Here is a 22263-nt window from a genome sequence, read left to right as displayed (position 1 = left end):
TTAGTCGAACAGTTGATCGAGGGTTTCGGGACGGAGCGTGGCGGAAGCGTTCGGAATGGCGGCGGAAGGATCGACGAAGCCCAGCACCAGACACAGCCCCTTACTTAGCGAGAGGGTGTGGGTGCCCGCCGGATAGGTATAGCCGTGGAGCTGCACCGGGGGCATGCCTTTCGCCTCCAGGGCATTGGCGAGCAGAAGTTCGGCCTGGCCGCGGTCGTTGGCGTTTGCGTTGGTTTCCAGGTCGGGCGGGTGCACAAACGCTTTGTCGTTCGTGTCGAAATAGCCGACCAGCACCCGCATCGGCCGGGTCGTTTTGAACCGCAGCGTCGTGCCTTGTTTCTGTTGAGTTGAGCGCGACCAACGCACACCCTGCAACGCCTGCAACGCCGGCGCCACCTGTTGAATCGGCACGGCCTCGTCCTGAAAAAGCGATTGCCCCGCCTGAAGCGGATAAAGAGCGCCGTCAGAAGACAGGAGCTGTACCTTGACGGGCGATAGCGCCACCGGTGCGTCTGCGGTAGCTTCCTCTTGGGAAGGCGCTTGCAACTGTGCTACGTTTCGCTTGAAGTTCGCCAGTTCTTGCTGGTAGTGGGGCAGAAGTTCCGCCCAGGTTTTGTTGCTCCCGTCTTCGCCGCTGATCGGAATGCGCCGCTGTGCGGTCTGCATGCTGTTGGCGTACAGGTAGGTGTCTTTCGTGAGCCGGACCACGTCCTCGTACGCGCGGACGCTCGCTTCCAGCAGCGGAATCGCCGCTTCCAGGCAGCGGAGTTCCCGCGTATGGCCGTATTCCAGCACCAGCATCGCTGCCTTGACTTTGGCGTCGAAAAAGCGGGCCAGTGCTTCGTAGCAATGCATGTCGTTTTGCAGCCGGGCAAATTCTTCTTTCTGTTTCGTCACGGCGGGGGCAGCTCGGTCGATGGCCGCCACGGCCTGTTGCGCATGCGCCACCACTTCTTGCAGAATCTGCGGCGGCGTCTCGCCTACGTGGGGGGCGCCCTGCAATTCTTTCCGGACGTAGTCGGCCAACTTTTCGCCCTCCGGCCCGTCGGAGCTGTAGAGCAGTTCCCAGACGCGCCAGCGTTCCGGATTGACCAGTTGACTCATCGTCATGCCCAGCAGCAGGGTCTGGCGGTTGCCGTTCGTGATGCCGAACCGCCGCAGTAGCTTCGGCGCAATCTCCCCCGATTCCTCGTAGGCCGTCAGGATGTCATGCCCTTCCGGACCGCAGCCGTACAGCGTGCCCAGCTTGTCGCTCCAGTAGGCGATTTCCTGCGGCCGGTCACGGTGCACGTCCCAGGCGTAGCGCGCCCACGCTTCGTACCAGATCCAGTCACGGTCCAGTTGCCGCAGGCGCGGCGTGGCGGCATCGGCGGTGTAGGGCCAGTCCCAGTAGGAGGCCTGCGGGTAGAGGTGGAGGCCGTTCGCGCCGTGGACCTCGTGCATGGCTCGGACACTCTTCTGGATAAAATCGGGCGAGCCGTAGCGAAACGGTTCCAGGTTGGCCAGGATGTGGACGTTCTCGATGTGGGTCGAGCCCAGCTCGCTCAGCGCCCGGTGCACTTCCGCCCAGGGGCCGCGCGGCTGGTAAGTCGTCAGCGCTTCGCCGTTGTATTTGTGCATCGTGTACAGGTTTTTGTACAGCGGCAGCGCGGCTTCCATCACCGTTTCGGGATCGGTGTCGTGGCCGCGCAACACGATGGGCGGTTCGGTCGTCGTGCCCAGCGCCTGCAACCCATCCTGTACACCCGGAATGATCGTTTTCGTGAACCATTCCACGTCGTCGTCCCACGACATCGCCTCACCGAGGGTCATCAGCAGGCCGACGTTCGGGTATTTCTCGACAAAGGCGGCGATGGATTTGCGGGTGTAGTCGGCGATGACCGGCACGATGCGCCGCTCCCGGTCTTGTGTCTCCAACTGGTGATGCTCAGCGAAGGGCTTGGACACCAGAATGTTGTAGAACATCTGGATCACCCAGATGCCCCGCTTGTCGGCCTCTTCGGTCAGAAACCGAAACATCTCTTCGTTCTTCTGAAACGTCGCGTCGTCTACCTCCACGGCGTAAGGATAGTCCGCCAGCCGTACGAGCGAGGCGAACGGGTGGCCGTTCCACAGGTACAGCGAATTCATCCGGTTTGCGACCAACTGATCCAGGTACTGAATCCAGAGGGCTTTGTCGTAAAACCAGGGAAACGTCTCCGGCGTGTAGGGATATTCGTAGACCTTGCGGCCCGGCAGGTAGGTCGTCTTCTGCAAGCCGATGCACGCCCCGCGTAGCACCATTTCGGGTTGGTCCGTCACGTCCAATGTCTCCGGCAGGCCACCCGCCTGTTCGATCCGGTCGGCCAGTTCCAGGCAACCGTACAGCGTGCCCGAGGCGTCGGCTCCGGCGACCACCACCAGTCCGTCGGTGGCGTGCAGCACAAAGCCTTCCTTACCGGGTTTTGGGAATAGATTCGGTTGTGATGCCTGGAGCGCAGCGATACGGGGATCGTCCCAGGAACCGACTACGACACGGATTCCCTTTCGGGACAATTTCGCGTCGTGGCGGGGCTGTATCTTCAGGTCGGCCGCTTCGAGCGCGCGGGTGAGGCGGTCCAGCCCGAACTGCACACGGGGTGCGGGCGACGCCGGGGCGTACAGGCGAACGGTCGATTGGGCCTGAGTGGGGAAACCGGTCAGCATCCCGACCAGCAGAAAGACGAGCCCGATACGGAGGGAGAAACGATTCATGGCGAAAGACATTCAGTAGGAGAGTAGGGCGAAGGGGCGGCGTTATACTTGCCGATGGTATAAAAAATGGGGCCGGCAAAAACAGGTTTCTGCAACGGCCCCACGATCACGTAACCTATACGCGTGCGTTTATCCGGCGCTCTGGTTGTCCGGATTCTGAATCAGCTCGGCGTTGGAGTTCAGGTCGAACGTCGGGATTTTCCAGAGGAAATCTTTTTTCGGCACAAACTGCAGCGGAGTGTACAGAAACAGTTCGTTTGCCACGCCGTATTCCACTTCGGCCTTTACGCCATCGGCAATGCGGCCCGTGCGGATGCCGTCGTAGTACAACTGCCCTTCGCCGATAAATTCCCAGCCACGCTCCTGGTAGACCCACGCCGCGAACTCCTCTTGCGAGAGGCCGCTCTCCAGGTCGTCCAACTGGGCGCGGGTGCGCACCTGGTTGAGCTTTTCGTACGCGTCGGCCGTGGGGCCGTTCAGTTCGTTTTCGGCTTCGGCGTAGTTCAGCAGCACTTCCGCGTAGCGCATCACGTAAATGTTGGCGGCGGGTTCTTTGATGGTGGCTGATTCGGACGTGCGGTCAAAGTACTTCAGGTTGCCGGGGCAGGCCGAGTTCCAACCTTCCGAACCGGGGTAGGTGCCTTTGTCGGCTTCGACCCAGCGAATCGTGTTGCCGTTCGAAAGCGCCACTTCGGTCAGGAAGGTCCCTTCTTTCCGGGCGTCCTGGTCGCTGTACGAGTTGTAGGCCGTAAACGAAGGACCGTAGCGGTGGTACATGTACGAGCCCAGGTTTTCGTCCACTACGTTGATGCCCCCGTCGATGTGCAGCGTATTCGATTCGTTTTTGATGTGGGCCATCTGAATCTCAAAGATCGATTCCACGCCGTTTTTGGCGCTTGTGTTCCACCAGAACCAGAGGTTCTTGAAGTCTTCTTCCAGCGCGTATTCGCTGGAGGCGATCACCATGCCCGAATACTTCTTGCTCTCTTCGAAGTCGGCGCGGTTGCCCGTCATGCTGCCCCGGTACAGGTACACTTTGCCGAGCATCGCCTGCGCGGCGCCCTGGCTGGCACGCCACACATCATTGGCCGCATAGGTCGACCTGACCGGCAAATTTTCGGCCGCGTAGTGCAGGTCGGCAATCAGGTATTCATACACGTCGTCGACCGGCTTGCGCGGAATTTCCAGGCCGTCCAGCCCCTGCGTGAACGATTGCGGAATGGGCACGTCGCCGTAGAGCCGCACGAGGTGGAAGTAGGTCAGTCCGCGCAGGAAACGTGCTTCGGCAAACATGCGGGCTTTCAGCGTGGCGTCCATCTCGATCGATTCGCCCCGGCCCAGCACGACGTTGGCCGCGTTGATGATCTCGTAGCTGTCCTGCCACTTGTCGATGGTGTTGCTCGGGTTGTTCACATCACTCCACACGTTGTACAGGTGCGGGTTGTCTTTCGTGCGGTTGGGAGCGCCGAACTCAGAGAGGCACTCCAGCTTCAGAAAGTAGCCGCGTGCGTCGCGTCCGTAATGCTGCTGATAGCGGTCGTACACGCCGATCAGCGCTTTGTCCAGATCGTCGGCATTGCGGTAAAAGGTCTCGGGCGAAATGAACGTAAAGGTGTCTTCCGTCAGGTCGGTGCATTGCATCTGCAAGCCCCCGGCCAGGAGCAGAAACGCGAGGTATTTGAAGGAATGAAATTTCATGATCATGAGGTGGTGATGGTTAGAAACTGGCGTTGATGCCGAACATCAGGGTCTTGGCAAGCGGGTAGCGGTAGTCGCCGTTTTCGGGATTGTAGCCCCGGAAATTGGCGTGCGACAGGTAGTTCTGCGCGTTCACGTAGAGGTTGATTTTCTTGAACCAGCTGACATTGAGCAGCTCGGGATTCAGGTCGTAGCTCAGCTTGATGTTCTTGACCAGGAAGAAGTTCCGGCCGCCGTTCGTACGGTTCGAGAGGTACACTTCCTTGGCACCGGGGCGCGGAAACGTGCCGTCCGGGTTGTCTTCCCGCCACATGCGGTCGTAGGCATATTTGCTCGGGATGTAGTTCCGGTTCTGGATCTGATACTCGCCGTAGGTGAGGTAGTCGGTGTCGTTCAGGGCAATGCCGGTCGCGCCCTGACCGTACAGTTCCAGCCGGAAGTTTTTGAAGCCGAAACGGGTCGACAGGCCGTAGTAGAAATTCGGAGCGGTGGTGCCGATCAGCACGTAGTCGTCTTCGTTGATCGCCCCGTCGCCGTTCTGGTCGACGTAACGCTCCCCGCCGGGCTGCGCGAACGGCTGGATCGACTTCAGCGCGTCGGCTTCGGCCTCGGTTCGGATGATGCCGCCCGATTCCCGTGCCCAGAGGCCGTTGACGGGCTGCCCGACGATCAGGTATTGCGCCAACCCCTGTTCTTCGCTGAGTTTGATGCGGTCAACGTCGCCGTACAGTTCCACCACGCGGTTGCGGTTGCGCGTCAGGTTACCGCTCACGTCCCAGGTAAACGCGCCTTCGATCACGCGGGCGTTCAGGCCCAGCTCGACGCCCGTATTTTCCACTTCACCCACGTTCTGCAACATGCTCCGATAGCCCGAGTTGGTCGGAATCGGCACGTTGTAGAGCAGGTCGGTGGTGTTGCGCTTGTAATAGTCGACCGAAAAGTCGAGGCGGTTGTTCAGAATGCCGACGTCCAGCCCTACGTCCAGTTGGGCGGTGCGTTCCCACTTCAGGTTCGGGTTGCCGAGCGATTCGAGGAAGCCCAGCAGCAGCTGGTCGTTGAACACGTAGTAGGTTTCGGACAGGCGCGAGAGCGACTGGTAGTTGCCAATCTCCTGGTTGCCCGTTACGCCGTAGCTGGTCCGCAGCTTCAGGTTCGACAGTACGTTGGAGTTTTTCAGGAAATTCTCCTCGATGATCCGCCAGCCCAAACCGACCGACGGGAAAAAGCCCCATTTGTTCTGCGCCCCGAAGCGCGAGGAGCCGTCGTAGCGTCCCGTCAGGGTCACCAGGTACTTGTCGCGGAAGGCGTACGAAGCGCGGCTGGTCCACGACATCAGTTTACTCGAATACTTGTCCGACACGGGCTGCGTCAGGTTGGTCGCCAGTGCAATGTTGTTCACTTCCGTTAGGTCGGTCGGGAAGCCGCTGCCGCCGATGCTCAGGTTCTGGTAGGTATACTGTTGGTAAGAATACACGCCGTTGACCGTCAGGCGGTGGTCGTTCCACTGGTTGTCGTAGGTCAGCACGTTTTCGTTGATCAGCGTCTGCGCCTGGTTGTAGCCCTGCGACCCGACGCCACTGGAGCTACGTCCGGCGCTGTGCAGCGAGCTGGCGTAGTAAAAATCTTTGCCGTCCGACAGGTCGGCGCCCAGGTTGGTGCGGAACGTGAAGTTTTTCAGGAACTTGAACTGGGCATAGACGTCGCCCAGCACCCGGTTGGTGGCGTTCCGCTCTACCTTCTCGTTCGCGTCGGCCACCGGGTTCCACAGCCCTTCCACAAACCCGGCGTGTTGCGGATCGTCGGCCGCGAAGTAGTAGCTGCCGTCCGGGTTACGGACCGGCATGGTCGGCCAGCCGAAGCGGAAGATGTTGCTCGGCGAGCCTTCGTTGATGTTGCGGATGGAGCGGTTGCCCTGCAGGTGCGTGCCCACCGTCAGCCAGTCGGTAAACTGGTGTTCCAGGTTGGTGCGGAGTGTAAAGCGCTCGAAGCCCGAGGCGTCCAGGAGACCTTTCTGCGAGAAATAGCCGCCCGACAGCATGTAGCGGGTCGTTTGGTTGCCCCCGTCGAAGGTCACGGTGTAGTCCTGCATGGGGGAGCTGTTCATGATGATGGCGTCCTGCCAGTCGGTGTCGTAGTTGGGTGCGGGGCTGTCGGGTGTATAGACCGGTGCGCCGTTCTGGTTGAGGTAGGCGGCGTTGACAAAGTCGATGAACTCGTCGCGGTTCAGCATCTTGACCAGACGGGCCGGCGACTGCACCCCGTAATAGGACGAAAAGGTCAGGTTGTTCTGTCCCGAAGAACCCTTCTTGGTCGTGACCATCACCACCCCGTTGGCGCCGCGCGAGCCGTAAATGGCTGTCGCCGAGGCATCCTTCAGAATCTCGATCGATTCGATGTCGTTGGAGTTCAGGTCGTTCAGGTTGCCGTTCACGAGCGGAAAGCCGTCCACCACAATGAGCGGATCATTCCCCGCGTTGATCGAACCGGCTCCCCGGATGCGGATGGTCGGCTGGGCACCCGGCTGGTTGGCGTTCGAAACCGACACCCCGGACGAGCGTCCCTGAATGGCCTGCAGCGCATTGGGCGCGGCCACCACGCTCAACTCGTCCTGTTTGACCTGGCTCACCGCGCCGGTCAGGTCGCTTTTGCGCTTGGTGCCGTAGCCGACCACCACCACTTCCGACAGGGCCTGGACGTTCTCTTCCAGCGTGAGGTTAATCACCGACTGGTTGCCCACTGCAATTTCCTGCGGGTTGTAACCCACCGCGCTGAACACCAGCGTCGCGTCGTCGCTCACCGAGAGCGTAAAGCTGCCCTGTACGTCGGTGATGGTGCCGTTGCTGGTGCCCTTCTCCACGATGTTGACCCCTGGAATCCCTTCGCCGGCGGCGTCGATCACCCGACCGGAAATGGTGCGGGCCAGGGCCTGCCGCCTCGCCCGCTGGTTGGCGAGTTGCCGTGACAGCGGGGCCGGTGCGGGGGTGGCGGGTTGCTGCGCCAGCAGCGGCTCCGGCGCTTGGAGTGGTTGATAGATAACGTAATTGTGGTCGTCGAGGCGCTGGATCAGCAGACCGGTCTGTTGGGTAATCCGCCGCAGCTGTGCATCCAGGGTGCCTTGCAGGGGCTGCGGAATCGTGACTTTCTGGTCCGATAGTTCGGACGCAAACATAAAATGGACGCTGTATTTGGACTTGAGTTCCTGCAACACGTCCGGCAGGGTGCGGGCCGCTTCGGAGGCGGTCGACGACTCCTGGGCGGGCTGACGCAGCGAGACGAGCTGCTGGGCGCGGGCTTCCGGCGTCGCTCCGTGGAGCAACAGGTAAACCCCCAGGGTCCCCAGAAGTTGGCGGGTAGAATACTGCATAGGGTAGGTGTTTGTGATTTGAGGTAGTAAAATGAGGGATAAGTAAGGTTAATGGGACTGCTTGCGGATCAGGACCTGGTTTTGCCGGTGGGTGATGTCCAGGTGATAGGCCAGCGCGAGGGCCTGCAAAATGGCGTCGGCGCTGTCCATTTCCAGGCTGCCCGACAGGCGCAGGTTGGCTACCGAGGTGTCGGCAATGGTGACCTGCAACCCGTAGGTTTCTTCCAGGATTTCGGCGATTTCGGCGATGGTTTTGTTGTCCAGAATCAGTTCGTCGTCGGTCCAGGCGGTGTAGGCGCGTGGGTCGATGCGTTCTTTTACCAGCCGATCGGTGTAGTCCACCAATTCGCCCGGTTGCATCAGCATGACTTCCTGTGGCGTGGTGAGCCGTACTTTACCCGATTCCAGGACCACCCGCGTACGCGCCTCGCGGGCCGCCACGTTGAAGCGGGTGCCCAGCACTTCGACCGCCAGCTTCGGCGTGTGTACCACCAGTTTCACCCGGCCGGTGTCCGACGTGAGTGGTCGCACTGAGAAATAAGCTTCGCCTTCCAGATACACGTCCCGCTGACCGGTCCACCGGGCGGGGTAGCGCAGTTCGGAATTGGCGTTCAGCATCACCTCCGAGCTATCGGGCAACAGGAGCGACAGCCGCTCGCCGTTGCCGGTCGTGAAGGTCCGTTCCCGGTTCATCCAAAACAGGTAGCAGAGGGTTGAAAGCAATACCGTAACCGAGGCCGCGGCCATCCACCGCACGGGCGAGCGGCGCAGCGGGACGAGGCGGGCAGGCGTGGCGTCCGCCGGGGAGGTTTGCGCCTGTTGAATCGTGTGCCACATCCGTTCCAGTTGCGCGTCCGAGGGCGATTGCTGGTTCTGTTGCATCCACACCAGAAATTGCCGGGCTTCCTCCACCTCCGGCTGCTGTTCGGGGTGCGCGCGGAGCCACTGTTGCCAGAAGGCATCCGATTCCGGGTCGGGCGACCTCACCCAGCGACAGAAGCGCTCGTCCTGAAGAAAATCTTTCGAAGTGAAGTGCTGGTACGGCATAGCGGTGGAGAAATCTGCGGTTCATCTCTCCATAGGAACGCGGCCCCCTGTTTTTGACAGCCCACCCGAAAAAAAATGAAAAAGTTGTAAAAAGGCGCCTCAACTCATCCACAAGGCTGCCAGCAGCAGCGTTTGCAGCATCCGGTTTTTCTTCAGCGTGGCCAAGGCCCGGTCCAACAGGCGGTAGACCGTCCGGGCGCTGACCGACAGGATGTCGGCGATTTCGTCGGGCGTCAGTTCGTCGTGAAAGCGGAGCAGGAGCGCTTCTTTCTGCTGACTGGGCAGTCGTTCGATGATGCGCCGCAGGTGCGCGCTTTGTTCCTGGCGTTGCTCCTGGTCCTGACGATCCGCCTCGCCCGCAAGGGAAAGCAGAAACTCGTAGGTCGCCTCTTCCGAGCCGTAGGTAATCAGCCGCCGCGGTCGCCGAAACCGGCGCATCACCTCGCGGCGCAGTGCTTTGAACAGGTAGTGTTTGACCGAAGCCGTTGGCCCCACCTGCGTCCGGTGCTGCCACAGGTAGATGAACAACTCCTGGATACAGTCTTCCACCCACTCGGGCTCGTGCGGCGCAAACCGCACCGCGTAGCTGTACAGCGTGGGCGCAAACCGACGGTACAACTGCTCGTACGCGGCGGCGTCTCCCTGGCGGAACTGTTCCCAAAGTGCTATGTCGGTGGCGTTCGTAGGCATGGCTTCCAGCAACCGGAACGACGCACGCCGGCGGGCGGGGCATCTGTAGTCGTGTGGGGCGCGGGGGAATCCGCTCCGGTTAGCTACATAGAAGCCCGACGCCCCCCATCCATACCCGATGCTTCGTCGAAAAGTGGCGGGTGGCTGCCCGTGTGCTAGAATTTTTCGGCCGGAGGGGTAGGTCGGGCCCGGAAAAGGGTCTTCTCTGTAAACTCACCTGCCCTATGCTCATTTGCATTCCGCTCGTTAGGCACCGCTGGATCGGATTTGTGGCCGCCGGTGCGATGCTGTTGTGCCTGACGCAGTGCACCACGCCCGCGCCAGACCAGACCACGGACACGGCCAAGCCCCGTATCCTGATCAGCACCGACATCGGGGGCACCGATCCGGACGATTTCCAGTCGATGATCCATTTCCTGATGTACGCCGACCGTTTTCAGACCGAAGGGCTGTTGTCGTCGCCGTACGGTCCTGGCCGGAAGGAGGCCATTCTGGCGATGATCGACCTCTACGCACAGGACCTGCCGCGCCTGCAAGCGCACGCGGACGGTTTCCCCGCGCCGGACTCGCTGCGGAGCGTTACGAAACAGGGCGCGGTCGACGCCGCTCCCTACCCGGGCTGGTCGGTGCCTACGGAAGGTTCCGAGTGGATTGTGCGCTGTGCGCGGAAAACGAGCGACCAACCGTTGTGGGTGCTGGTTTGGGGCGGGCTGGAAGATCTGGCGCAGGCCGTGCACGACGCCCCCGACATCAAAGAGCACATCCGCGTCTACTGGATCGGCGGGCCCAACAAAAAATGGAGCGTCAACAGTTACGCCTACCTGGCCGAGCATCATCCCGACCTGTGGTTCATCGAGGCCAACGCCACGTACCGAGGCTGGTTCATGGACGAGGGCGCGCCGACAGAATTGAGCAACGACGGGTACTACGACCACGCGATCCGGGCGCGGGGCCACCTGGGTCGCAATTTCAAACAACATTACGGCGGGTCGGTTAAAATGGGCGATACCCCTTCGCTGGCCTACGTCATGCACGGCGATCCCCACGACCCGACCGGCGAAAGCTGGGGCGGCAGTTTTACACCCATCACCCACAGCGCCCGGCGCATCTTCGACCGCCCGTCGACCGAGCGGGACACTGTGCCGGTCTACGCCACGCTGGAATGGCGCTTCCCGGGTCCCGACCTGCCCGTGCCGCCCGATTCCGCTTGTTTTACGCTGGAAGTGAACCAGCAGACCTGGCCGGGCTATGCCCTCGGTGGTGGGCAATACGCCGTGCGCTATTCGTCCAAGCAGGAGGAAACCAGTACGTATCGGATCAGCAGCAACCTGCCCGGCTTCCCCACACAAACGGGCGCGTACGTCAGCCAAAACCCGTGGCCCGGCGCGGTGCACGCGCAGGACTATCCCCTCGGAAACCAGTGGTACAGCGACCGAACCGAACCTGAAGCGTTCATGGCGAAGCAGCAGGGGGCTCGGACCGTAGCCCAATGGCGAACCGAATTTCTGGAGGATTGGGCCACACGGTGGCAGTGGCTGGCCGACGCACCGGAGGAGTAGATGAAACAGAGCGGCGTAAGGGAGGCGTCCACCCACGAAACACACGAGAAGCTGCCGCCGTCTCGACGTACCACTTTTACGAAGGCGTCGTCAAAAGAAAAGTGGTACGTTTATCTCGTCTATCGATACGCTTTCAAAAAGATTCTCTCAAATAAAAAAAGCGGCCTAGAAAGCCGCTTTTGTATCAATTTCCCTATCAAAAACTAAGAGGCTAGCTGACGTAGCCCCACTTTTTCATGATCATCAGGTCTTCCTTCACACTATCCAGAGGGTCCATGCCCTGGTACGATTCTTGTTCGATGATGAAGTGCTTCGTGCCGCCCATCTTTTTGCCCATCGCGGCGATCTCTTTCGTGCCGACAATGCCCTTGCCTAGGATGGTGCTTTCGTAACCGCTGTGCTCTTCCTGGCTGGCGATCTCGTCTTTCACGTGCATGGACGGGAAACGGTCTGGGTATTTGCTCAGGATGGCCTGCGGGTCGCCCCCGCCGCCGATCATGTTGCCGATGTCCAGCTGTTGGATGACCAGCTTCGGATCGGTATGTGTCAGGATGAGGTCGTAGAGCGTCTGGCCGTTGAGCGACTCACTAAACTCGAAGTCGTGGTTGTGGTAGCCGAATTTCATGCCCGACTTTTTACACAGTTCACCGCTTTTGTTGAACACCTCCATAAACTGCAACAGGCCGTCGTACGACTTCCGGAGCGACTCGTCGAGCCAGGGGCTGATCACGTACTCCTGCCCCAGGACGGCGGCGTCTTCCACGGTGTATTTCCAGGCGTCGGTGAAGTCTTTTTTCGCGGCATCCCAGTGCTCGCCGCGCATCACCGTGTGGCCACTGGGCATTTTCAGGCCCAAATCGTCCAGCACCTTTTTAAATTCTTTCGGCGCGTAGCCGTAAAATTTCCGGTCGATGTAGTTGGCGTGTTCTACGTGCTGGTAGCCCATGTCGGCCAGCTTGGTGAGCGTGGCGAGCGGGTCGGCCTTCATGGCGTCGCGAATCGAGTAGAGCTGTACGCCCACCAGTTCTTTGGGTTTGCGGGCGGCCAGCAGCTTCGGCGGCAGGAGGGTGGCCCCGGCCGCGGCAAGCGCGCTGGTTTTGAGAAAAGATCTGCGAGAAAGGTGCATAGGAGTAGAGGTATACGTTTGGAGTTTGATGCAGAAAACGGCACGAAAAAAGGGCGGAAGTTCGTGGGTGCTGACGCACCCAAGTCGCCATCGCCTTGCTGACCGCTCCGTGCGGAGGGAAGGTAGCAAAAAATGCGGAGTTGCGTGAGGGTTGCCGGCCCGGCCATGCGTTTGCCGGAGCCCTGCCACGATAACATGCTGAGGCTCAGATAGAAATTAACGTTAATTTGTTGCGTTTATATCCAATTATTCCTAGCTTTAAACGCAATTCAATCGCCTTTTTACTCAGCCCCCAAAAGGCAGTTGCGGTCAGGAATGCCCCCCGGGCATTCGGGAGCCGTCCGTTCAGTTTCCGTACAGTGTTCGTTCCGGTGCCGACCGATTCCTCTTCGGCCAGAAGCCACGCACCGATTTTCGTCTCAGCCTTCTTTTCCGTTTTGGCTTATGGATTCAGCTCCGTATTCTCCTCCGCCTGAGGACATGCCCGTTTCGCCGCCCGCAGAAGATCCCGCCCGGTTGGGATTTACCCGCCGGCGCATGACCCGCTGGTTCGATTTCCGGCAACTGACGCGCACCGGCATCCAGACCGTGGTGTCGGACCTGTTTGGCTCGTACGCCGACCGGCGCGAGTTGCAGGCGTGTTTGTCGGACCCCGTTACGTTTCAATGCAAAGAGGCCGAACAGGAAGAACTTTGGATCGACTACGTGTCGGACCTCGGCGACGGCTTCAATCCCACCTACGCCCTGGCGTACCTGTTGGGTCATGAGACCCTGACGGTGGGCGGCCACGACACCCGGCGGGGCGATGTGCTGGTGATGGGGGGCGATCAGGTGTATCCGACGCCGCAGGCCGATGCGTACAACGACCGGCTGGTGGGCCCCTTTCGGGCAGCCCGCTCCTACATCCCCGAAGGAAAAGCTCCGAAACTGTACGCCATTCCCGGCAACCACGACTGGTACGACGGCCTCGGGGCATTTCTGAAACAGTTCTGCCAGCAGCGGTGGATCGGCGGGTGGAAAACGGAACAAAAGCGCAGCTATTTTGCCGTGAAGCTGGCGCACGGCTGGTGGCTCTGGGGCATCGACATCCAACTGTCGGCCGATATCGACCAGCCGCAACTCGACTATTTTCGGTGGGTGGCCCGGGAAGAAGCGCACCGTGGCGACCGGGTGATCCTCTGTACTTCCGAACCCGCCTGGGTTTATGCACAATACAAGAAAAGCGACCGCCCCCTCAAAAACCTGGAATACTTCTGCCGGGAGTGCATCGAGCACGAGGCGTTCGGCCTGCGCCGGGTGGTAACCCTGACGGGCGACCTGCACCATTACGTCAGCTACACGAACGAAGACCAGTCGGAATGGATGATTACGGCCGGAGGCGGCGGCGCATTTATGCACCCCACGCACCATGTGCCGAAACGGGCCGTAGTGGCCGATGCGCACGATAAACAGGCCACGCGTGCGTTCACACAGCGTCAGTGCTACCCAAATGCGTCGCAAAGCCGAGGGCAAGCCTGGAAAAACCTGTTGTTTCCCGTCTACAATCCGTCGTTCGCGGGGCTGATGGCCGTGGTCTATCTGCTGTTTGCCTGGGCCCTACGGACAGAAAGCCAACTCGCCATTCTGGGACTGATGCTTCTGGTCGGGGCGGGCATCTTCGCCTTTGCCGACACCAGCATGAAGCGTGCCGGCGGCATGCAGGTGATGGGCGCGCTGCACGGCCTGGCGCAGGCGAGTCTGATGTACATCGCCGCCCGTACCATCTCGGACGAATTGGTCCGCGCCCTTGAAATTGAAGGGCTTCCGCTGGGCCCGTGGGCCATTGCCCTGGGCGTGGGCGTGTTGGGAGGCGGCCTCAGCGCCACGCTGATGGGGCTCTACCTGTTGTGCTGCACGCTGCTGTTGGGCTCCCACGAAACCGAAGCGTATTCCTCGTTTCGCGGGCAGGACTTCAAGAACTTCCTGCGATTGCACCTGACGGCCGATGGCCTGACGATCTACCCCGTGGGCATTCGGCGGGTACCGCGTCGCTGGACGTATCAGGCCCATGCTGCCCACGGCGCGCCCTGGTACCAACCGGCGGAGCCCCTGACGCCGGACCTCATCGAGCCGCCGATCCACATTCCCACCTCCCTAGTGTCTAAATCCCACCTCCATGAAACGATTAGCGAGTCCGCTTAGCGCCCTCAAACCGCACTACGACGTCGTCGTGATCGGGTCCGGGTACGGGGGCAGCATTGCCGCCTCCCGCATGGCCCGCGCCGGACGGCAGGTTTGTCTGCTGGAACGCGGCAAGGAATTTCTGCCCGGCGAGTTTCCCGACCAACAGTGGGAAGCCGCCACCGAAATGCAACTCGACCTGCCCGACAAACACATTGGTCCGCGCACGGGCCTCTACAATTTCCACGTCAATCCCGACATCAACGTACTGGTCGGGTGCGGGCTGGGCGGCACCTCGCTGATCAACGCCAACGTATCGCTCAAACCCGAGCGCTGGGTGCTGGAGGCCGACGAGTGGCCCGCCGCGCTGCGCCACGACCAGGCCCAGCTGGACCAGGGGTTTGCGCGCGCCACCGAAATGCTCAAACCGGTGCCGTTTCCCGAAACGCTGACCACTCCCGCGAAACTGGCCGCCCTGCAGGCGGGTGCGGCGGGGTTCGGCGATAATGTGTTCTACCGGCCTCCCATCAACGTGAACTTCGAAGACAAGGTGAACCACGTGGGCGTACACCAGGAGGCGTGTCCGGGCTGTGGCGATTGTGTCAGTGGCTGCAACACCGGCGCGAAGAACACCACCGCCATGACGTACCTGCCCGATGCGAAAAACTTCGGGGCGGAGATTTTTACCGAGGTGGGCGTACAGTGGATCGAGCAGGTGGGCGACCGCTGGCGCGTATTTTACGAGCACCGCAGCGGCCGCAAACGCTTCAACGCACCCGAACTGTTCGTCAGTGCCGACTTGGTGGTGCTGGCGGCGGGCGCGCTGGGCAGCACCGAAATTCTGTTGCGGTCGCGGGCCAGGGGCTTGCACGTCTCCCCGAGACTGGGCGAAAGCTTTACCGGCAACGGCGATTTTCTGGGGTTCGCCTTCAACAACGACATCGCCATCAATGGCGTGGGCACCGGCCTGAAAGAGGTCAACGACGCGGACCGGTGTGGGCCCTGCATCACGGGCATCATCGACCTACGCAAAGCGCCCGCGCAGCAGGTAGAAGGCATGGTGATTGAAGAAGGAGTGATTCCCAGCGCGTTGGCCAAGTTCGTGCCGCAGGCGCTGCTGGCCGCCGCCGATCTCACCGGCAAGGACACCGACCGGGATTTTGCCGACAACCTGAAAGAGTGGACCCGCCGCCTCGGGTCGATGGTGAAAGGCGCCTACGACGGGGCTGTGAAAAACACGATGACCTATCTGGTGATGACCCACGACAACGCCAAAGGGCGGATGGAATTGGAGAAAGACCGGCTGCACATCGCCTGGCCGGGGGCCGGCACGCAAAAGATTTTCGAGAAAGTCAGCGAAAACCTGCGGAAGGTCACGCAAAAACTGGGCGGGACGTACATCAAGAACCCGACCTGGAACAAGGTGATGAAACACAACCTGACCACCGTCCACCCGCTGGGCGGCTGTGCGATGGGCGAAACGGTGCAGACGGGCGTGGTCAACCACAAAGGGCAGGTCTTTTCGGGCAAAGGCGACACGGCGGTGTACGAAGGGCTGTATGTGACCTGCGGCGCCATCGTGCCGCGTACGCTGGGCGTCAACCCGCTGTTGACCATCTCGGCCCTGGCCGAGCGCATCTGCCACTACATGGCGGCCGACCGGGGCTGGAGCATCTCCTACGATTTCCCCGCTCTAGGACCGGAGCCCGAAGAAGAAACCCGTCCCGGCATCAAGTTTACGGAGCGGATGAACGGCTTCTTTTCCCTCTACGAAAAAGAAGATTACGCCCGTGGCGAGCGGGTGGGCAAAGAAGAAAACTCACCGTTCTCGTTCATCCTGACCATCGAATCGCCCGACCTGGAGAAGATGATGGAAGATCCGCAGCACGAGGCCGCCATGTTCGGTACGGTCGAAGCGCCGGCTTTGTCGCCAGATCCGCTGATCGCGACCGAAGGTACGTTCAACCTGTTTGTGGCCGACGAGGAGCACCAGGAAGGGCGCTACATGCGCTACCGCATGCAACTGACGTCGGAAGAGGGCCATACGTACTTCTTCGAAGGGCACAAGGTGATCCGCGACGACCGGGGCTTCGACCTGTGGAAAGACACCACCACGCTGTTTGTCACCCTGTACGAAGGCGCGGACGAGCGCGCCCCGGTGCTGGGCAAAGGCATCCTGCACATCGACCCGGACGACTTCCGACGGCAGATGACCACCATCAAAGTACTGAATACCTCCAAACGGCTGGAGCGCCTGGCGACACAGGCGCGTTTTGCCAAGTTCTTTGCGGCGAACCTGATTGACGTCTATGCATGATGAAAGCACTGGAGGTTGATGCCCCGTTCGAAAAAACGCGGTACAAAGAACGACGGGTGCCGTTTCGGGCGGGCGATGGGGTGCGGGGGCAACTGACGCAACTGCAGGGCCCGCAGAAGCCGAGTCGCGGCCCCGTGATGCTGGTCCACGGCGCGGGGGTGCGGAGTAACATTTTCCGGCCGCCGGTTCGCCAGACGCTGGTCGACATGCTGGTGGCGCACGGCTACGACGTGTGGCTGGAAGACTGGCGCGCCAGCATCAACCTCCTGCCCACGCCCTGGACGCTCGACGAAGCGGCCCGGTACGATCATCCCGCCGCCGTCAAAAAAATTGTGGAAGAGACCGGCTGGTCGGAGGTGAAGGCCATCATCCACTGCCAGGGCTCCACGTCGTTCACCATGTCGGCACTGGCGGGGTTGGTCCCGGAGGTCAAAACCATCGTGAGCAACGCCGTTTCGCTGCATCCGGTGGTGCCGCACTGGTCGTCGTTCAAAATCAACTGGGCCATTCCGCTGGTCAAGCAGTTTTCCGCGTACCTCAATCCGCAGTGGGGACGCCACGCGCCCACGCCGTTTGCCAAAGCCATCAACGGCCTGGTGAAACTCACCCACCACGAGTGCACCAACAACGTGTGCCGGCAGGTAAGCTTCACCTACGGCAGCGGCACGCCGGCCCTGTGGCGGCACGAGAACCTGAACGACGCAACCCACACGTGGCTGGAAGACGAGTTTGCGGCCGTGCCCATCCGGTTCTACGAACAGATGCGAGCGTGCCTCCGGGCCGGGCACCTGGTGTCGTTAGGTGACGTGGAAGGGCTGCCCCACGATTTTACAACCACGCCTTTGCAGACCGACGCGCGCTTTGCGCTGTTTGCCGGGGCGCATAACCGCTGTTTTCTGCCGGAGAGCCAGGCGCGCACGTTCCACTTCCTGAACCGCCTCCGACCCGACTACCATACGTTCCACCTACTGCCGGACTACAGCCACCTGGACGTGTTTATGGGCAAGCATGCCTGGCGAGACGTGTTCCCGCTCATGTTACAGGAACTGGAAAAATAGGGCGAACGCGCGCGTGACGCTCCGGTTTTCGCTTCTTTAATCTGTTTCTTTCTATGCCAACTACCACCCGCATCCAGGCCTACGAAGGGCGCTACGCCCTGGTCGATGGCATTCCGTACCACCTGCCCGTTTACGCCCGCAATTCGCCCGCGCTGATGGCCGGTTTTCCAATCGACGCTACCCGCGCCGCCGCCCTGTTGCCTGGCAACGAGCTGCACCCTGTTACCCTGTGGGACGGACGTGGGTTACTGCTGGTGACGGTGATCAACTACCTGATTACCAGCATCGGGCGCTACATCGAATTCAGCATTGCTATCGCCTGCACGCACGGCCCGCGCCCCGCGCCGCCGCTGTTGCCGGGGATGCTGATCAAGCGGTTCGGAACGGGGCAGTTCATTCTCGATCTGCCCGTCAGTACCGAAGTGTCGGTCAAGGGCGGGAAGGGCATCTGGGGCATGCCCAAGCACCAGGCCAACCTGGCGTACCACATCACCGATACGGAAGTGATCAGCCACTACGAAAAAGACGGCCAGTTTGCGGTTCGCATCGAAATCGACAAGCCCAAAAAGATCGTGGTGCCGGTCAACGTGGGGGCCACCAACTACTGCCAGTTTCGGAACATGCTGATGGCTTCGAACATCTACTTCCGGGGGCGGGCGGGCATCGGACTGTTGCACCGCGCCAACGCCCGGCTGTACGTCGGCGATCATCCCAACGTGGCTGCCCTCAAAACGCTGGACATCGATCCGCAGGCGCTGTTCACCCTGTTCATTCCGGCGGCCAACGGCGTGCTCGACGATTACTTTCAATGCTGGTTCCTGACCTACGACACTCCCCCCGCCACGATGCCCGAGGGGCTGGAGAGCGTCGTGGACCTGGGACGGAGCGAAACGTGGCTGGCCCCGCCGCGCGAAGAAGACTATGCGCACTATCAAATCTGACCCGGCATGAAAAATCCGCTGTTTCTGCTGAACGCCTGTTTCCTGTTCCTGTGCGTCTCGATGTATCTGGGCACGGGCTGGTCGCTGTGGCTGTTTTCGTTCCCGATTGCTCCGCAACTCACGCCCGACAATTATTACAACCAGTTTGTGCCGCAGGTGACGGCGGCGACCAACTTCTTCCGCATTCAGACCATGCTGATGCTGCTCAGCGCGGGCCTCATGGTCGTGGACGAGTGGCGCTCCTGGCGGCGGTGGTTTCCCATCGGCGTGTTGATCGGAGTAATGGCCGCCACGGCCCTGACCATTCTCTACATTTTCCCTTACAACGCCAGCATGGCGGCGGGCATTCAGGACCAGGCCACCCTCGACGACGTCCTGACCAAATGGATGCGGCTGAACCGGATTCGTGTGAGCTTGTGGACGTTCCAGTGGCTCTGCATGATGGCCTACTTTGCCGTGCTGGTGTACCCTAAACCCCTTACCCGATGAACTTCAAAACCCTTTCGTGGATCGTGCGCGCCATCGCCTGGATCACCCTGGCCAGCGGCCTGACGCAAGTGGTGGCCCCGAGTTTGGTGCTGCAACTGATCGGGGCGGTCACTACCCCGACCAGCGCCCATTTTTTCAGCCTCGTCGGAATGTTCATGGCCCTATTCGGCGGGTTGGTGCTGCACGCCCTGCGCCAACCGGAAACGGCCCGCGTGCCCCTGTTCTGGGCTAGTTGTCAGAAAGCCGGGGCAGTGCTGGGCGTCGCGCTGGGCGTATACAAAGGCATTTTCGGCGCGCTGGCGCTGGGTGTGGCGGGTTTCGATGCGCTGTCGGCGCTCGTCATGTTTTACTTCTGGTCGCTGCTGGCACATGAACGCAACGCAATCGCATAGGGTGTGGGGCAGTCCTCCGGCTGGTGACCAGGGTCCGCGACGGGCCCTGGTGCTGGCGGGAGGGGGCATGCGCGTGGCCTATCAGGCAGGCGTATTGCAGGCCCTGGACGAAGCCGGACTTTGTTTTCATCACGCCGACGGCACCTCGGGTGGCACGCTCAACCTGGCGATGCTGTTTTCGGGGCTGACGCCCACCGCCATGGCCGACCGCTGGCAGACGCTCCCGGTGCGGAAGTTTGTCTCGCTGCTGCCGTTGCCGGAGTATTTGCGCGGACCGAACGTCCCGGCCCTGGGCGATGCCGACGGAATCGAACGGCACGTCTTGCCGCACCTGGGGATCGACGTCGCGAAAATCCGGGCGGCGACCGGCATGGTGGGCACGTTCAACGTCTGCAACTACGGCCGCAAGACCAACGAAGCCATTCCGCACGCCGACGTCGAATTGCCGCTGCTGGTGGCGGGCGTTTCGCTGCCGATGCTGATGCCCGCCGTGACGTGGCGCGGCGCGTCCTACGTGGATGCTGTCTGGATCAAAGACGCCAACCTGATGGAAGCGGTGAAACGCGGCGCGGAAGAGATCTGGCTGGTCTGGTGCATCGGCAACCATCCGCAGTACCTCGACGGGCCCTTCAACCAGTACGTGCACATGATCGAGATGAGCGCCAACGGCGTGTTGTTCGAAGAATTTGACCGCATCCGCGACCTGAACGAACGCATTGCGCGGGGCGAACCGGCCTACGGGCAAACCCGGCCGATCCGCCTGCACGTCATCCGACCCGCCGTTCCTCTGCCGCTCGATCCGGATTTCTACGTCAACCGCATCGACGCGGCCACGCTCATCAGCCTGGGTTATGCCGACGCAAAAACGTACCTGGAGACGCGCTCGGAAGCGGGCATTGCCTGGACGCCGGAAGCTACCGCCATGCAGGCGTTGCGACCGGGCATTGCGTTCCGGGAAACGATGGAAGGCTGGTTTCACCTGGGAAGCACCGAGCCGCACGAAGGGGCTGCGCGGGGCAAAGCCGCCGGGACGAAGCTGGCACTCCACGCCGCGATTTACCTCCACGATCTGGACGCTTTTGTGGAAGACGCCGACCACGCAGGCCACCTGACGGGGCGCGTCGCGGTGCCGGGGTGGGGCGAGGCCCTGCCGGGGTGGCGGGGCAAGTTCAACCTGTTTACGCCGACGAACGACCCGACGCACAAACGCATGGTGTACGAGCTGGCCTTCGTCCACGACGGACAACCGTACTACCTGGCCGGGCACAAAGACGTGCGCGACGACCCCGGCTTCGATCTCCTGTCCGACACCACGACGCTGTACATCACGCTGCACCGCGGAACCGACGCCACCGGGCCGGTCGTCGGGGCGGGCATCCTGAAACTGTCGCTGGGCGAACTCACGCGTTTGCTGCGTTCGCTCCACGCCATCAACGGCGAACACCTGGGGCAATCGGCCGCGTTGCTGGCGCGCTTCGGGCAATTTTTCGCCGGCGCCCTCTGGGAACAGTACGTGGCCTGACCGTGAAGGGGGAAAGAGCGGAAACTGGTAAAAATCAAATTTTCTGCTCTACTTTACAGCCTTCTTCACACAATCTCTATCCAAATTTATGATCAACCGAAGAGTTTTCTTGAAAAACTCCCTCAAAACATCGGCCGTCCTGGGCATGGGGAGTTTAATCTTGCCGGCCTGTTCCGACGGCAGTAAATCCACCGACGCCACCGCCACCGATTCGACCACGGCCCCTGCCACTGCCGCGTCGAACGCCATGCCCGCTTCGCTGGCCGCCATTGGCTTGCAACTGTACACCGTCCGTGAGCAGATGGATCAGGATACCAAAGGCACCCTGCAAAAAGTCGCCGACATCGGCTACAAAAACATGGAGATCGCCGCCGGTAGCAAAGGTCACTATTACGGCATGAAGCCGGCCGAACTGGCGTCGATGATGAAAGACCTGGGCCTGACCCTCCGCAGCGGCCACGTGCTGGCGGGCGGACAAACGCAACAGGAAGCACCTCTTCCGGCCAGCATGCTGACCCTAACCAACGGCACCCAGCAACTGGTCGACATGGCCGCCGAAGCCGGGCAAGAGTACCTGGTGTGCGCCTACATGTTCCCGAGCGAGTACAACACGCTTGATGGCCTGAAGCGCACGATGGAGACGCTGAGCAAAGCCGGTGAGGCCTGCCAGAAGGCGGGTGTCCAGTTCTGTTACCACAACCACGACTTCGAATTCAGTCAGCAGTACGACGGCAAAACGATGTACGAGATGATGCTGGAACAACTGGACCCGGAGCAGGTCAAATACGAACTGGACCTCTACTGGGTGAGCAAAAGCAATCAGGACCCGGTGGCCTGGTTCGAGAAATACCCCGGTCGTTTCCCGCTCTGGCACGTGAAAGACATGGATAACACCGAAAAGAAATTCTTTACGGAAGTGGGCAACGGTACGATCGACTTCAAGCGGATCTTCGAAAACGCCGACAAGTCGGGCATGAAGTACTACTTCGTGGAGCAGGATCAGACGCCGGGCAATCCGCTGGAAAGCATCGCGACCAGCTACCAGAACCTGACGCAACTGCTGGCATAAGCGGCCCCATGCACCAAGGATGCCTGAACGTACCTGCGAAGGGAACGGTACCTTCAGGCACCCTTACCGCGTGCATCACCGGCCTAAAACGGTAGGTC

At 61.0% G+C, this 22263-nt stretch carries 15 protein-coding genes; 9 read left to right on the top strand and 6 right to left on the bottom strand.

Annotated elements, in window-relative coordinates:
* From BLR44_RS11375 to BLR44_RS11355, 5 genes are all read right to left on the bottom strand, one after another.
* The gene (locus BLR44_RS11375; protein WP_143017240.1) at positions 1–2733 is read right to left on the bottom strand and encodes an alpha-d-galacturonidase; all 2733 of its coding nucleotides are present in this window, start codon (positions 2731–2733) and stop codon (positions 1–3) included.
* Between the two features lie 129 nt (positions 2734–2862).
* Positions 2863–4431 (bottom strand): RagB/SusD family nutrient uptake outer membrane protein, encoded by a 1569-nt coding sequence (locus BLR44_RS11370; protein WP_176956000.1) that lies wholly within the window; start codon positions 4429–4431, stop codon positions 2863–2865.
* 19 nt (positions 4432–4450) lie between these two features.
* Positions 4451–7795: a SusC/RagA family TonB-linked outer membrane protein gene (locus BLR44_RS11365; RefSeq protein ID WP_089681876.1), complete on the bottom strand. Its 3345-nt coding sequence runs from the start codon at positions 7793–7795 to the stop codon at positions 4451–4453.
* A 48-nt stretch (positions 7796–7843) separates the two neighbouring features.
* Complete coding sequence (locus BLR44_RS11360) at positions 7844–8842, bottom strand: FecR family protein (RefSeq protein WP_089681874.1); 999 nt, start codon at positions 8840–8842, stop codon at positions 7844–7846.
* A 99-nt stretch (positions 8843–8941) separates the two neighbouring features.
* Complete coding sequence (locus BLR44_RS11355; protein ID WP_089681872.1) at positions 8942–9532, bottom strand: RNA polymerase sigma factor; 591 nt, start codon at positions 9530–9532, stop codon at positions 8942–8944.
* A gap of 224 nt (positions 9533–9756) precedes the next feature.
* On the opposite strand from BLR44_RS11355, the gene BLR44_RS11350 reads away from it, so the two are divergent.
* On the top strand, positions 9757–11091 hold the full coding sequence (locus BLR44_RS11350; RefSeq protein WP_245706035.1) for a nucleoside hydrolase-like domain-containing protein: 1335 nt from the start codon (positions 9757–9759) through the stop codon (positions 11089–11091).
* A 211-nt stretch (positions 11092–11302) separates the two neighbouring features.
* On the opposite strand, the gene BLR44_RS11345 is transcribed toward BLR44_RS11350, so the two are convergent.
* Positions 11303–12217, bottom strand: coding sequence for a sugar phosphate isomerase/epimerase family protein (locus tag BLR44_RS11345; protein ID WP_089681870.1), 915 nt, complete (start codon positions 12215–12217; stop codon positions 11303–11305).
* A 444-nt stretch (positions 12218–12661) separates the two neighbouring features.
* Between BLR44_RS11345 and BLR44_RS11340 the strand changes: the two genes are divergently transcribed.
* From BLR44_RS11340 to BLR44_RS11305, 8 genes are all read left to right on the top strand, one after another.
* Complete coding sequence (locus tag BLR44_RS11340) at positions 12662–14398, top strand: metallophosphoesterase (protein ID WP_176955999.1); 1737 nt, start codon at positions 12662–12664, stop codon at positions 14396–14398.
* Entirely contained in the window at positions 14373–16694 is a 2322-nt protein-coding gene (locus BLR44_RS11335) for a GMC family oxidoreductase N-terminal domain-containing protein (protein ID WP_089681866.1), read from the top strand. Before BLR44_RS11340 ends, BLR44_RS11335 begins: the two co-directional genes overlap by 26 nt.
* Complete coding sequence (locus BLR44_RS11330) at positions 16691–17752, top strand: alpha/beta fold hydrolase (RefSeq protein WP_245706034.1); 1062 nt, start codon at positions 16691–16693, stop codon at positions 17750–17752. The genes BLR44_RS11335 and BLR44_RS11330 overlap by 4 nt, the downstream gene beginning before the upstream one ends.
* Before the next feature lie 53 nt (positions 17753–17805).
* On the top strand, positions 17806–18693 hold the full coding sequence (locus BLR44_RS11325; RefSeq protein WP_089681862.1) for an acetoacetate decarboxylase family protein: 888 nt from the start codon (positions 17806–17808) through the stop codon (positions 18691–18693).
* 6 nt (positions 18694–18699) lie between these two features.
* The gene (locus tag BLR44_RS11320; RefSeq protein ID WP_089681860.1) at positions 18700–19182 is read left to right on the top strand and encodes a hypothetical protein; all 483 of its coding nucleotides are present in this window, start codon (positions 18700–18702) and stop codon (positions 19180–19182) included.
* On the top strand, positions 19179–19574 hold the full coding sequence (locus BLR44_RS11315; RefSeq protein ID WP_089681858.1) for a hypothetical protein: 396 nt from the start codon (positions 19179–19181) through the stop codon (positions 19572–19574). The genes BLR44_RS11320 and BLR44_RS11315 overlap by 4 nt, the downstream gene beginning before the upstream one ends.
* Positions 19552–21096 (top strand): patatin-like phospholipase family protein, encoded by a 1545-nt coding sequence (locus BLR44_RS11310; RefSeq protein ID WP_089681856.1) that lies wholly within the window; start codon positions 19552–19554, stop codon positions 21094–21096. Before BLR44_RS11315 ends, BLR44_RS11310 begins: the two co-directional genes overlap by 23 nt.
* A gap of 109 nt (positions 21097–21205) precedes the next feature.
* Positions 21206–22165 (top strand): sugar phosphate isomerase/epimerase family protein, encoded by a 960-nt coding sequence (locus tag BLR44_RS11305; protein ID WP_245706033.1) that lies wholly within the window; start codon positions 21206–21208, stop codon positions 22163–22165.
* Positions 22166–22263 lie beyond the last annotated feature (98 nt).

This window comes from Catalinimonas alkaloidigena (assembly GCF_900100765.1).
GTDB classification, from domain to species: domain Bacteria; phylum Bacteroidota; class Bacteroidia; order Cytophagales; family Flexibacteraceae; genus Mooreia; species Mooreia alkaloidigena.
This window is presented reverse-complemented; position numbering and strand designations above follow the sequence as displayed.

Coding starts and splice junctions, on each gene's coding strand:
- BLR44_RS11340 (WP_176955999.1), top strand. CDS start 12,662: ATGGATTCAGCTCCGTATTCTCCTCCGCCTGAGGACATGCCCGTTTCG.
- BLR44_RS11325 (WP_089681862.1), top strand. CDS start 17,806: ATGCCAACTACCACCCGCATCCAGGCCTACGAAGGGCGCTACGCCCTG.
- BLR44_RS11365 (WP_089681876.1), bottom strand. CDS start 7,795: ATGCAGTATTCTACCCGCCAACTTCTGGGGACCCTGGGGGTTTACCTG.
- BLR44_RS11360 (WP_089681874.1), bottom strand. CDS start 8,842: ATGCCGTACCAGCACTTCACTTCGAAAGATTTTCTTCAGGACGAGCGC.
- BLR44_RS11335 (WP_089681866.1), top strand. CDS start 14,373: ATGAAACGATTAGCGAGTCCGCTTAGCGCCCTCAAACCGCACTACGAC.
- BLR44_RS11370 (WP_176956000.1), bottom strand. CDS start 4,431: ATGAAATTTCATTCCTTCAAATACCTCGCGTTTCTGCTCCTGGCCGGG.
- BLR44_RS11345 (WP_089681870.1), bottom strand. CDS start 12,217: ATGCACCTTTCTCGCAGATCTTTTCTCAAAACCAGCGCGCTTGCCGCG.
- BLR44_RS11330 (WP_245706034.1), top strand. CDS start 16,691: ATGATGAAAGCACTGGAGGTTGATGCCCCGTTCGAAAAAACGCGGTAC.
- BLR44_RS11355 (WP_089681872.1), bottom strand. CDS start 9,532: ATGCCTACGAACGCCACCGACATAGCACTTTGGGAACAGTTCCGCCAG.
- BLR44_RS11375 (WP_143017240.1), bottom strand. CDS start 2,733: ATGAATCGTTTCTCCCTCCGTATCGGGCTCGTCTTTCTGCTGGTCGGG.
- BLR44_RS11315 (WP_089681858.1), top strand. CDS start 19,179: ATGAACTTCAAAACCCTTTCGTGGATCGTGCGCGCCATCGCCTGGATC.
- BLR44_RS11320 (WP_089681860.1), top strand. CDS start 18,700: ATGAAAAATCCGCTGTTTCTGCTGAACGCCTGTTTCCTGTTCCTGTGC.
- BLR44_RS11310 (WP_089681856.1), top strand. CDS start 19,552: ATGAACGCAACGCAATCGCATAGGGTGTGGGGCAGTCCTCCGGCTGGT.
- BLR44_RS11350 (WP_245706035.1), top strand. CDS start 9,757: ATGCTCATTTGCATTCCGCTCGTTAGGCACCGCTGGATCGGATTTGTG.